This window comes from Marinobacter sp. H13, assembly GCF_059072335.1.
On the sequence record NZ_JCACRU010000001.1, the window covers coordinates 355,146 to 367,129 of the forward strand.

An 11,984-nucleotide genomic window follows, 5' to 3' on the forward strand; every position below is an offset into this window, starting at 1 on the left:
GTCCACATCAGATTCTGTTTTTGGCATCGAAGATCCAGTCTTCCAGTCTGGGGTGCGGCTCACTGGCCGCGGACTGATAACGCTCATAAAGGTCGACCGCCTCGGAAGGTTTACCCAGGTAGATATCAAGCAGGAAGGCCAGATTAAGGATAGCAGGCGCGTAATTCGGATCAGCAGACAGTGCCGCGCGATAATACCGTTCTGCTTCGTCGAATTCTCCTGCGTTCCGGGCAATTACTCCCAGATGATTCAGCGCCTGCACATTTTCAGGATTCACCGCCAGCGTGCGTTCAAACCAACTTTTCGCGGTCTCGGTATCCTCTTCGTGGAAAGCAATAATGCCAAGGTTGGCCATGGGGCCGGCTTTTCCGGGGTAGTCGCTCGCCAGTTGCTCGAATCGGGTTTTGGCCTCGGCGAGATTTCCCTCCTCCATGGCACTCACGGCCTTGGCGAATGACGCTTCCAGTGCAGTCTGCTCAACTTCTGCCTCAGACTCCGGCGGCGCCGGCGCCGTCACACACCCCGAAAGCGAAAACATCACGAAAAGACAGAGTCCGCAGGCCTTAATCGAGCTCATAGACAACCCCCTGGGTAACTTCTTCTTTCCGATAACGTCCGGGCAACAGGGCTTTCAAGGCCTCGTAACTGCGCTTGACCCATTCATCGAAAATGCCCTCCCGGGCCCGCCGGATATTCTGCTCGTGGATATCGATGGCGTTGTCCTCAAACGGGTAGGCCTGCTCTTCCAGGAGAAGCTCGTACTGAGCCAGTTCAAGCTCGCTCAATCCGGTGGGCCGCTCCGAGTCCATGAGATCGGCACCGAGGCGTGCATAGATGTGGGCGATCTGGTAACCGGCCTCGGTTGCAAATGATGAAAGGCCATAGCTGGCCGTCTTTTTGTAGGCGTTGACCGCTCGTTCAAGCGCATCGGTCTTCGCTGTCATGCTTTGATTGAGTGGCAGAGTCAGCCTGATGCCGTCATACCGGGCAAGGGCGTCGCGGGCGAGGATTGCAGAGGCTGACGCCGCAAGGTACCGCATGCGATCGTCCGCGGCGTCCGGGTCCCGGTCCACCGTTTCCATCTGCTTTCGCAACCAGTAATCCCTGCTTTCGGCATCCCCGTCTTCCTGATAGAGCTCAGCCAGCCGATTGGCCGCTTCCATGTAGACGTCCGTCGGCTCGGGGTGGCTGTTGGCGTAATTTCGCCAGGTATCAATCGCCTTCTCCCGGTTACCGGCCTGATCGTACAGTTCTGCTGCAATCAACAGGTTTTCCCTTCGCTCTTCCGGCGTCCTGGCGAGGGAGACCATTTGCTGGAGTTCGTCGGCGGCTCGCTCCCACTGCTCCGTTTCACGGTAGGCCAACGCCAGTTTTGCAGGGACTGTGTCAATCAGCTCGTGATTGGGGAAAGACCGCCTGAAACTGGTCAGCACACCGATGGCCTGCTCCCAGAGATTGGCGGTGATAAGAAGTGAGGCAGCATCGTATTCGGCGTTTGCCCGCAGAGCGGATTCTGGAACGGCCGTGCCGACTCGCAGGAATTCGCTCACCGCAGCCTCCACATTTCCGGCATCAGCTAACTGCTCCGCCTGTCGATAGACCGCGGCTGCCAGATTTTCACGAACGCCGCTTCTGCGTTCATCGTCTTCGGCCATTGTTGCCAGGGCGTCACGATAAGCCTGTTCCGCCTCGGCGTATCGGGCCAGTTCGGAGAGGCTGTGCCCGGATAACAGCAAAGCTTCCGTCGTCAATTCATCCGGGGGCGTGGGTTGCCAGGTAACAAGTCGGGCCGCCATATTGACGGTCTCTTCCCAGTTGTTCAGGTCAAATTCACGCTGCAGCGCAATGTAATACACCGCCGGTGCCCGGGCGTCGCCGGGAAACGCATTTGCGAACCGCAGCCGGTTCAGTTGTTGCAGCTCCTGATAGGCCATCCGCTCCGATACCGGTTCACTCTCCCAGGTTTGCGAGTACTCCCGGAATGCCAGCACCGATGCATACCCGGCTTCAGCTGCCCGATCGGCTACTGTGTCTTCCGGATAGTCATAGGCCACGCGTTCGAAAGCTGCGATTGCTGCCGGCCAGTCTTCCAGCTCCAGGTAAGTCTCACCCAGAAGGAACAGCCGCTCCGGTGTACGGGGGTGGTCCGGGAAGGTAGCCGCAAATTCGGCGTAATAACTGGCGGCTTTGCGGTAGTGATCGTCCGCCTGCTGATCATCCTCCGCCTCCCCTGCCAGCAGGTACTGGCGGTCCGCCAGTTCCGGCAACAGTTGTTCCAGTTGTTGCTCGATAAAGCCAATTGCATCGGGGCCCGCTGACTGCCAGTAATCGCTGTAGATTCCGTAAAGGCTGACAAAGCCGGCCTTTCGTTCAGGGATCGTACGGGTGAAACCGGCCAGCTCAAGGGTATCAATGATCCGGATGTGGTAGCGCGGGGCCCAGGGACTCTCCGGATGGTCTTCTATGTAGGCCTCGAAGACATCGATGGCATCACTGTATTGCTCTCTCTCGAGCAAGAGCTCGCTGTAGCGGTCGTAGACCAGTATTTCGTAGGGGCGACCACCCGTTTGGCGGAAAAGCGCCTGGAGGGTTTCCGCTCCGTCAAGGTACGACAGGGACAGCCCTACCACCCTGAACAGATCTTCGATCAGTGTCTGGCTCCGCTGATCCACGTCCGCCACCGGCCTGCCCTCGGGCATGACAAGATCAAGCACTTCAACGTAACTGAAGAGCGCTTCCTGGTATTGCGCCTGCTTGAACAGACTCCAGCCCTTCATGTAATGCGCGTTCACCAGGAACGAGGGATCGGCCATGCGTTCCTGGCTCGCGAGGGTAACCTCGTCGAAAGCCTGTTCCGCTTCCCCGTATCGACCATCGATAAACAACAGATCGCCGCGGCGGAATTGAGCCTCAACCCAGTATTCTGAATCCGGGTAGCGGCGAACCAGAGTATTCAGGGCTTCAAGCTGCTGCGGCGTCGCGCCTCGAAGCTCCCAGGCTCTGGCAAGCTGATAATAGATCTGGTCATTGCCCTCACGCTCTGGATATTCCGACAGAAGACGCTGGTAGGCATCGATGGCGCCGGACAGTTCATCGACAGCCGAATCCGCCATTTTCCGCTCCGCACGCTGGAATTCCAGATCGGCCAACCGATGCCTGATGGTAACCTGCTTGCGGGGATCCTCTACGAGTGGCAAAAGCGCCTTGTAACTGTCCATTACCGTTTCAATGGAAACATCTTCTGCGGGGTCGCTGACCGCCGCTGCATCTGCACTTTCCTGCCGCGTTTCGATTGCCGGAAGCGCAGCCAGTGTGCCCTCACGGACTCGCGGCATTTCTTCGCCACCGGCAGGCATCATCGACTGCAACATCTGGCAGCCACTCGCCATGACAAGGGCCCCAACCATGAGGAGGCCTTTAACAGTCCTGCCGGCCATCCGATTATTCATCACCGGCACCTGCATTTTGCGATGCGCGGAACAACTGGTCCGCCAGCCTCGCCTGGGCGTGGCGAGAGGCCAGCAGGTATCCATTAAGCTCCTGTTGCTGGGCAGCCAGCATCCGATCAACCTGCGTCAGGAGTGTTTTCCGGGCACTGCCCAATGCATCGGACACTTCTGTTCCAAGGGTCGCGAGCTCCCGTTCGCTGGCAGCGATCCGACGAGCCAGTTCCGCATGGCGGGCATCATCGGCCATCAGGCTTTCAACCCGTTGCCGCTGGGCCTGAAAGCTCTGCATCTCGCGATCCAGTTGCATGAGCTGTTTTTGCGCCGCCCAGCGATTGATTCCATAGTCATCCGCAATCCACCAATCGAAGTAGGCACGCATCCGCCGATACGTCGCACGCTGCCCGGCGGTCGTCGCGTCGTCAGGCAAATCCGCCAGAGTTTTCTCAACCTCAGCGAGCTTGTCTCTAAGCGCTTTTTGTTGCGAGGTCATGAAGAATCCCGCATCTTCGTCTGCCAGCGCCGAGGAAATTCTGTCCGTGAAATCCTCGTGCAACTGCTGCCACTGGTCTGCCTGTTGGGTTTCGAGTGCCCGACGGGTCTCGGCAATACGAATCTGCCGTTGCTGCTCACGGGTCTCCAGCATGATCCGGAACGATTCAAACCTGGACTGCCGCTCGGCGATGAAGGACTGCATTCGGTAGAGTTCGCTCAATTCGGCAAGCGCCTGCTGGAACGTCTCCGAAGCCAGCACTTCCGCCATACCAGAATCGAGGGGCTGCACGCGCAGCCGGCCATAGGAATCTGTAAGAATCCCGTCGCTGTCACGGCTGAACTCAAGCTGGGCCATCAGACTTTCTTCATTCAGCCGATCCCGGATATTGTCGAGCTCCCTGATACGGGCCTCGTAATGGTCGGCTGCCTTTTTAAACGCAGGCAATGCACGCTGTGGAGCGTTCATCTGCTCAAGAACATAGGCGCGGGCAAAGGGAACCTGCTGGCGCCAGGGCAAAAACAGTTCACGGTTCGCGAGAGTATCAAGGGCGTCGAGAGCCCTCTCCGGCCTGCCCTGGCCCGCCGCGGCAACGGCGTAGTCAAAGAGAGCCTGATCGGCGAACACGCCGGTCAGTGGCATGGCTCCCAGGACCTCCAGAGCTGCCTCAAACTGGTTATCACGCAGGTACAGGCCCGCAAGCGAGAGGCGAGCGCGGCCCAGCAGGCCCTCCCGTTCGGCATCTGGCTCGACGGAGTCAATGGACTGGTCGAGGATGGCGATGAGCTTTTTCAGTTCCTCTTCGGCGGCAGCTACGTCTGCCGCATCGAGAGCGGAGACCGCGGAATTGTACCGGAGGTAAAGGGACCAGATGTCCGTTTCGTCCAGCTGCTCCCGAAGCGAAGCCAGTTCGGGTTCATCATCAGGGCGGGCAGACATCATGACCAGCCGGGAGCGCAGATAAATCCATTCGCGGAAAAGATCGTGGTCGGCCTCGGCCAGTATCTCGCCATCCACACGATTGAGGTTCTCACGTGCGAGCGCCTGATTCCCCTCGAGGTAAAACACCTTACCGAGATAGAACCAGGCCTGGTTGCGAACATCAGGCGACAGATTGCTGCCGGCGCCATCGGCCCCGAGTAGCTGCGTAAACAACCTGCTCGCCTCTCGGGTCATCCCCCAGGACAGCATGAGCCCGCCCTCGACGAGAGCCGGATGATCTCCGTGTCCCTTGATGCCGCCCCGTTCGCGTGCCACGGCCAGCTGGGTCAAAGCCTCGAAGGCGTTACCCTGATGGTATTCGTACAGCGCCCAACCATAACGAAGGTCCTTCGCCCGCTCGGGTTGCGCCTCATCGGCATGGATCGGGGTCATCATCAGCCACAGTAGGGCACCCGCGTAAATGAACGGGCGTCGACCTGAGGACTGGCTTGCTTTCAATCCCACGACGCGCCTTACTCCCACTCCACAATGGATACGGAGGGTTGGTAGTTGGAGGAGCGATCTTCAACGCGGATTTCCAGAGCGGCCGTTCCAGTGCCCTTCTCAAACTCCAGGGAGGCCGCCTGCTTGTAAGGCCGCTTATCCGGGCCGATTCCCTCAACAAACGCCGTCATCTCATGGACGCCGGTTTTCAGGTTGCCGACGTATAGCCGCTGCATGCCGCCGCGTTCAAGGGCAGTCACCTGTCGCTCCGTATACAGGTGGGAAGCAACAATCTCGTCGTCGACTTTCAGTTTGACCGCATCCAGCTTCAGAAACTTCCCGGCATCAACGCTGAGAAACACGGCAACCTGGGTATTGGCTGGAAAAAGCAGATCTTCCTCAAGGATAAACAGGTCACGATTCAGGCGTATCACTTTCTTCTTGAGCGCCTCCACCTGCTCGGCGACGGCTGTATCATCTTTCTCCGCCCCGGGATTGGTCTGGGCAAATGCGGGGGCTGTCAGGGCGAGGGTCAATGCCGCTAAAAGCACCGGAAATCGGGAGTTCAAGCAAGTGGCCATGGTCGTTCTTCCTGCATGCTCAGTATTCAAGAATCAACGACGCCCGGGTTACGTAGGCATCGAAGGAATATAGGGGTTCTTCGCCGGGGAGAAAGTCACCTGCTGCGGTGACATCCCGGAAGTTGTCATATTCAAAATTCAGCCAGTCCACCAGTAAGCTGAACTGCAGGCGATCGATGCCGGGAAGCGACGTCTGCTTCCATTCGTAGACCGCGCCCACCGCCAGGGTTGTCCCGGATAGGGAGCTGAGTTCCTTGTCACGGGCCAGGTGTGTCTGGGAGTTCTCGAACGGGAAAAGATCGCTGTAAAAGTCCGCTTCGCTCTGGCTGTAGTAACGAATGGAACCTTCAAGGGTCCAGTGCTGGTTCAATCCGTGCACGTATCCCAGTTCGACCGTGTGGGCGTTGATGCCCCAGGTATCGGAAAAATAACGGTATTCACCGCGAATTGAGGCGCGATATGGCAGATAATAAAGCGCTCGCATGGCCACGGAGGTACTTGTTCGGGTTTCCGGATAACGCTCCGGTTGGTACAGGAACGCTGTGGAATCGTTCGGGTCGATGTAGCGGTTCTGTCGGTAAGGGTTCTGCAGGAAGCCCTCATCCGTAACCACCTCAAGATCCAGGCCTACCAGGCTGTTGCGGGTGACGACCTGACTCAGTCCGAGCTGATAGTTCCGACGATCAGCTTCCTCGCTGAAGGAATCGTTGCCAACCCGGCCCACTTCATCCCAGCCGCTGGCATAGCCCATGGTTACTGTGGACATGCCCCCGAAAAACTCCTGGCTGAGCGAGAAGTAAACGGTGTTGGCTTCGTAATCGTTTTCGGAACTGTTGGTGAAACCCAGACTCAAAATGGACTTATCGTGCAGGTAATCGACACCAAAGGTGTACTCGTTGCGTTCTTCCTCGTAGGGGCTCGCCGTGGCCAGAACGTCCACAGAGGCAGCCGAAACGGAGTCAACATAGTACTGGCCGGAAAACGAAACCGACGAGCCAATACCCTTGCGCACCAAAACTGAGGGGCCATCGATGACCATGCCGCCACCGTCATAGCGGTGGTAGAGAACATCCACGTTATCCACTGGCAAGGTCGCCGCAATCGCCTGTTGCCCGGCCAACATCAGCGCGAACAGAACGCAGACGGAGCGCACTAACCTTTTGCCGTCAGTTACAGCCACAGCCACCCCCAGAACCGCCTTCTGCTCCCCGCGCAGACTCCCGGGACTGATAGACGTGATGCATGTAGGAATCCGCCTTGCCATGGCGGCTGAGACTCATGACCGGATCCGCCAGATTATCCCGTTCATAGGGTTTTACCCACGGCTTGATTGAGCTGCATCCAGAGATCGTGAAGGTCGCGACCAAAAGAGCAGAGGCAGTGAAGATCGACAAATTACGCATAAACGTTCCGTCCGAAAATTATTCGCGCACCAGCTCGCGAATCTGCTGTTCGTACTCGTCTTCGTAACCCGGCTGATAGCCATAGTGGAGATACCGGGCATTACCATCGCGATCGATCATCACGGTCGTTGGCATGGCCTGGACTTCATAAAGCTCGCTCACCGAACTCTCCGGATCGTAGAGGATCGGGTAATTCACGGGTACCTTGTCCAGGAAGCGATGGGCCTCTTCCCGATTCTCATCCACATTGACCGCCAGAATCGTGAAGCCGAGATCCTTGTATTGGCTGTAAAGCTCATCCATCAGCGGCATTTCCTGGCGGCAGGGACCACACCATGATGCCCAGAAGTTCAGCATCACCACTTCACCACGATGGTCCTCCAGCCTCAGGTTTTCGCCGGAACGGCTTTCCAGGGTGAAATCCGGAGCTGGCACATTGATGGCCTCGGCGCCCGCCATGGGGCTAAGACAGGCCAGGACGCCCGCCACCGCCAGTGATTTTATGGATGCTTTCATAACCATTGCTCCTGTAATCAGAAAAAGACCGACAGGCCAGTGCTGACCTCTGTGTTCATGGAGGTTTTCTCGGCCCCAAGAACATCTATTCGGTAGTAGTGCTGTCTTACGCCAATCTGAACTGCAACGCTGTCCGTCAACAGAACCTGATAGCCCGCGCCGGCATTCAGGGTAAACCGGGTGTCACCCGCAAAATCGGTAGCGCCGGCACCCGCAATCAGATAGAAATTGGTGTTGAATGCGTAGTTCTCGGTGAGGAAGGCCTCGCCCGGAAGCACGTTGTAACCCAGGTTGATGTTGTAATAGCTGTAATCCCGCTCGCTGTCGGTAAGCACCTCCACGTTACCGGCCAGCTTCTCGAAACTGGTTTCTCCACCCTCCGCGAAGCCGACTCCGGCCTCGAAAAAGAAGGACTCGCTGAGGTGGTAGGTGAGCTTGCCGCCATAAAGCAGCGACGACTCGAAGTCCTCGATATTGAGCACGCCCACAAAAGCGCCAATTTCAAAGTTCTCGGTGTCAATCAGCGCCTCGGTGACCGGCACCGGGGTAACATCCGGCTCGATCAGCGGCCGATCATCCTGGGCCTGGGCGGCTGCGGCTACGCATAGCCCAGCTCCGAGACACAGCGGTTTCAGAAAAAGATGCTTAGTCCGATTTTCCATTCTGTCGCTTCTTCGTTGGTGGATCGGGTCGTGAACACTTTGTAGTCCTTCACTTCGGCACGGATGAAATATCGATCGGTGATGTAGGCACGGATACCGAGTCCGGCATGGCCAATACTGTTATCCCGCTCTTCGGGCTGAGCCAGAGTCGCCTTGGGATCAACCCAGATATGTCCGACCCCGAGCGTAAAAAAGGGCGATACCCGCCAGTGCGGGAATGGCTGATGCACCAGATTCGCATTGACCATTCGAATCTCCGAGGCGCTGCCCAGGATCTGCGAGGCCCAGAGTTCGGCGGACAGGTTCCTCGTCATCCAGAATCCGCCGTAGCCTGCCGTGACAGCGGCACCATCAAACTCACCCATCATTAAACCAGCTTCGACTCGCCGGTTACCGAATGAATCGAAATCCGGTACCTGAAGATCCACTCGATTACCGGTGCCATCCACGGTCTGGGCGATATCAGCAACCGCAACCCAGCCTTCCCGGCCCCGGGCGTCCGTTACTTTGATCCAGCTGGTCTTGCGTTGAAGAATGGTCAGCCATTCCCCTTTCTCGCTGGTATGGAAAACCGGATAGCCAGTTGCCGGGCCGGTTCGCCATTCAATATAAGGCTCGGTCACCTGCACTTGCGCCACGTCTTCTTCAGCCTGGCCCCACAGCCAGCCAGCCCAGCTCTGGGCCGGCAAAAATAATAGAAACATGAGAAAGGCAATGGGCATGGCGCGAGTTTCAGTCCTTGGATCAGTCTTCCGGGGCATCGAACGGGTTGTTGAAATACTGGCCGCCAACATCCAGCCATTCCGCGATCAGTCTGAGTTCGGCTGGCGTGAGACGATCTTCATGTGTTCCACCCTCTGCGAACACATCGAAGAAACTACTGAAACGGGCGCCGTTGACGGACATTGAAGGCTGGACAGTAACTGTCACCATGATCGGCTGCACATCTCCATTGGCATCGAGAATTGGGTTACCTTCCTCGTCCTCCAGCACTTCCCCGGAATCTACAAGCACATCTATCAGTGCGCCATTCTCCGGATCCAGGTCCTGCTCATTGTCAGGGAAAAGCAGTTCCCTGTAGGCGTTAAAGTGCAACGGTTCATCGGGTGACGGGCCATCGGTTAGATCCAGCTGTCCGGCGGGCACCTGCTGGGCTTCTACTGCATCGGTGTCGGTATGACAACTAGTGCAGGTGGCGTCGATTACGTCCATGGAGACCGGATCGAGCTCCTCTCGGTTAACACTCCAGAGCGGATGAATATGCTGTTCGTAGTTAATTACAATCCGACAATTCGGCGCCCAGTCGCTGGCGCAAACGCCGGATATGGGTTGTGGGGTCTGCAGCTCGCCATAGGCATAGGAAAAGCTGTCGGGCTTGGGATCCACCGCATCGCCGGACCACTCATCGGCATAGATCACATCCGGCGTCGGCCGGCGGATCCCGTTAACTCGCGCGAACACCTCGGCCATGGTTTCGCCCATGTCAGCATAAAGACTCGGGGCGGTGTTCGGAAACGGGCGTCCGGTAGTTACTGCCCCACTCCACGCTGATTTAGGGCCAGCGTCAGGCCTACCATGGGGTTCAGGATTACCGGGGTCATGGCAGCCTGAGCACTCTAGGGTCTCACCGGGTCGTACCGTTAGCCAGTTCTGATGCCTGTTGCCCAAAACCCCGTCCATGCGCTGCCCCTGTTCATCAAGAATGCTAATCGCGAACGCGACATTGGCCGGCACTGCCACCTTCACGGAGCCATCCGGCTCGATCGGCACGTAACCCAGGATTTCCCGCATCAATTGAGCGCGGCTCCGGCCAAACGCGCTGTTATCAAAATCCCGGACGTTCTCATCGGGGATGGCCACGGGCTTTTCCAGTCGAAGGAATCTGGCCGGGCGATCTTCCGGCGGCGTTTGCAGCGGATCAGCCATTGCAGCAATACCAGTCGGCGTGGTGTCCACCCCATCGATATCATAGACGCTTCGAATGTGCAGGACGCCGTAGCCGGCATCGCCGAGGGCCCCCTCATCACCCGTGAACTGGGATTCCGGGATGAACCCTTCCAGAGGCCGTTCCTTCATCAGGACCGCCTCATCAAACTGAACGCCCTCTACCGGCGGGACCACCGGCCGCTGGGTTTCGCTGTTGATATCCAGAAGCCACAAACCGTAGACGGGCTCTGCGGGTTGATAGTCTTCGGATTGCAGGCGATCTTCCGTGCAGTTCACAATCCGGTCGGTCGCTGTTTCACGCAGCCGGCAAGGTGTCCAACTGACCAGGTAGCGGTTGGTACCATCAAGCAGCGGTGAAACCGATGCATAACTGCCTTTCAGCGATAGTTGGCCATCCAGGCCCACGCCGGGCACAAGCGAGCGCTGGCCCAAACCTTCGGTGCCATCGAGACGAAGATTGGCCTCAACAAATTGGTCAACATCGACTTCCGCCAACACAGACGCGTAGTCATCTGATTCAAACGGCCTTAGCTGCACCAGCAGATTGCCGCTGTCTGATTTGCGTGGCTGCAGGTACTGTATGTCGTTCGCTTCTGGAACCGAATCGTGGGAGTGACGACCGAAAAGATAACTCAGGCCAGTGCCGTCAGGGTTGACGCGGTAGAGGTTCACACCGTTGTTCCGGGTTTGGCCGGCATTATCCCAGCGGCTGAACACAATGGTGCCATCATCCGCCACCATGGGGTCGAGGTCGTGGCTCTGATTGAAGGTGATCTGTTCAATGTTCTGACCATCGTCGTCCATCACATGCAGAACAAACCCGGGGCTATCACCCTCCTCGTCCAGACCGGAATACTGGGGTTTGCCTTCATCAAGCAGCACCGCCTTGGAAATCCGCTGACGGGTTGACGAGAAAACGATTCGGCCATCAGGCAGATAGGCTGGCGCAACGTCCTGCCCGGCCCCGGCGGTAACGTCCGAATCGATGATCCGGCGCAGGATGTCGGTACTAACGTCGTATTCCCAGATATTCCAGGTTGGCTGATCCTCGTCGTCTGCGTCCTCGATTTCCGGCGCACGCATGGCAAACAGCAGTCTGGAGCCGTCGTGGGAAACGTGGAGATCTTTCACGTCGTAACGCAACTGACCATTGTCATCAAGGAATTGCGGCCCCGCGAATGCTCTGGAGGCAATATCCTGCGTCTCGGCGTCCGCAGTGGCACTGGCCTTCAGAAACAGCCGCGCTCCGGGGCGGAAAGCGCTCGGGTCGGCCAGGTTGTCCTCGACCAGGGCCCCGGTGTTTTCGTCAAAAAGTAGAGCCCGTTCGACATAAGCCACAGGGTTCTCGACGACAACCGGATCCGCCTGCTGACTGTCGCTGCTCGAAAGACAGCCAGACAGAGCTGCAAGCGAGCCGAGTGCGACAGCCAGGCGAGTACTGCGGGAGATGTTTAGAGTGGGCGACTTAATTTCCAACGTGAGAAACCCTGTTTCGGATGACATTCCATGAC

Annotated in this window: 10 protein-coding genes; all 10 read right to left on the bottom strand. The window is 57.7% G+C overall.

Going from position 1 to position 11,984, the window contains the following annotated elements:
• Nucleotides 1–7: 7 nt before the first annotated feature.
• From AC5JQH_RS01700 to AC5JQH_RS01745, 10 genes are read right to left on the bottom strand one after another with little or no spacing between them, the layout of a single operon-like run.
• Complete coding sequence (locus tag AC5JQH_RS01700; protein WP_288365391.1) at nucleotides 8–577, bottom strand: tetratricopeptide repeat protein; 570 nt, start codon at nucleotides 575–577, stop codon at nucleotides 8–10.
• On the bottom strand, nucleotides 564–3,449 hold the full coding sequence (locus AC5JQH_RS01705) for a tetratricopeptide repeat protein (protein ID WP_493805209.1): 2,886 nt from the start codon (nucleotides 3,447–3,449) through the stop codon (nucleotides 564–566). Before AC5JQH_RS01705 ends, AC5JQH_RS01700 begins: the two co-directional genes overlap by 14 nt.
• Nucleotides 3,442–5,385, bottom strand: a complete 1,944-nt coding sequence (locus AC5JQH_RS01710) for a hypothetical protein (protein ID WP_493805210.1) — start codon at nucleotides 5,383–5,385, stop codon at nucleotides 3,442–3,444. The genes AC5JQH_RS01705 and AC5JQH_RS01710 overlap by 8 nt, the downstream gene beginning before the upstream one ends.
• Before the next feature lie 8 nt (nucleotides 5,386–5,393).
• Nucleotides 5,394–5,945 (bottom strand): AraC family transcriptional regulator, encoded by a 552-nt coding sequence (locus tag AC5JQH_RS01715; protein ID WP_092029852.1) that lies wholly within the window; start codon nucleotides 5,943–5,945, stop codon nucleotides 5,394–5,396.
• Nucleotides 5,946–5,964: 19 nt separating this feature from the next.
• The gene (locus tag AC5JQH_RS01720) at nucleotides 5,965–7,125 is read right to left on the bottom strand and encodes a DUF3570 domain-containing protein (protein ID WP_483111166.1); all 1,161 of its coding nucleotides are present in this window, start codon (nucleotides 7,123–7,125) and stop codon (nucleotides 5,965–5,967) included.
• The gene (locus tag AC5JQH_RS01725; RefSeq protein ID WP_041645289.1) at nucleotides 7,112–7,348 is read right to left on the bottom strand and encodes a DUF4266 domain-containing protein; all 237 of its coding nucleotides are present in this window, start codon (nucleotides 7,346–7,348) and stop codon (nucleotides 7,112–7,114) included. Before AC5JQH_RS01725 ends, AC5JQH_RS01720 begins: the two co-directional genes overlap by 14 nt.
• Before the next feature lie 18 nt (nucleotides 7,349–7,366).
• On the bottom strand, nucleotides 7,367–7,870 hold the full coding sequence (locus tag AC5JQH_RS01730) for a TlpA family protein disulfide reductase (protein WP_014577483.1): 504 nt from the start codon (nucleotides 7,868–7,870) through the stop codon (nucleotides 7,367–7,369).
• A gap of 11 nt (nucleotides 7,871–7,881) precedes the next feature.
• Nucleotides 7,882–8,526 (bottom strand): outer membrane beta-barrel domain-containing protein, encoded by a 645-nt coding sequence (locus tag AC5JQH_RS01735; RefSeq protein ID WP_288365389.1) that lies wholly within the window; start codon nucleotides 8,524–8,526, stop codon nucleotides 7,882–7,884.
• Complete coding sequence (locus AC5JQH_RS01740) at nucleotides 8,496–9,248, bottom strand: SH3 domain-containing protein (RefSeq protein ID WP_493805211.1); 753 nt, start codon at nucleotides 9,246–9,248, stop codon at nucleotides 8,496–8,498. Before AC5JQH_RS01740 ends, AC5JQH_RS01735 begins: the two co-directional genes overlap by 31 nt.
• A gap of 22 nt (nucleotides 9,249–9,270) precedes the next feature.
• A complete protein-coding gene (locus AC5JQH_RS01745) occupies nucleotides 9,271–11,949 on the bottom strand; it encodes an HzsA-related protein (protein WP_493805212.1) in 2,679 nt (892 codons plus the stop codon).
• Nucleotides 11,950–11,984: the final 35 nt, after the last annotated feature.

What these genes read in the sequence shown, in the direction of transcription:
- AC5JQH_RS01730 (WP_014577483.1), bottom strand. Translation starts at nt 7,870, where the DNA reads ATGGTTATGAAAGCATCCATAAAATCACTGGCGGTGGCGGGCGTCCTG.
- AC5JQH_RS01740 (WP_493805211.1), bottom strand. Translation starts at nt 9,248, where the DNA reads ATGCCCATTGCCTTTCTCATGTTTCTATTATTTTTGCCGGCCCAGAGC.
- AC5JQH_RS01735 (WP_288365389.1), bottom strand. Translation starts at nt 8,526, where the DNA reads ATGGAAAATCGGACTAAGCATCTTTTTCTGAAACCGCTGTGTCTCGGA.
- AC5JQH_RS01725 (WP_041645289.1), bottom strand. Translation starts at nt 7,348, where the DNA reads ATGCGTAATTTGTCGATCTTCACTGCCTCTGCTCTTTTGGTCGCGACC.
- AC5JQH_RS01700 (WP_288365391.1), bottom strand. Translation starts at nt 577, where the DNA reads ATGAGCTCGATTAAGGCCTGCGGACTCTGTCTTTTCGTGATGTTTTCG.
- AC5JQH_RS01715 (WP_092029852.1), bottom strand. Translation starts at nt 5,945, where the DNA reads ATGGCCACTTGCTTGAACTCCCGATTTCCGGTGCTTTTAGCGGCATTG.
- AC5JQH_RS01705 (WP_493805209.1), bottom strand. Translation starts at nt 3,449, where the DNA reads ATGAATAATCGGATGGCCGGCAGGACTGTTAAAGGCCTCCTCATGGTT.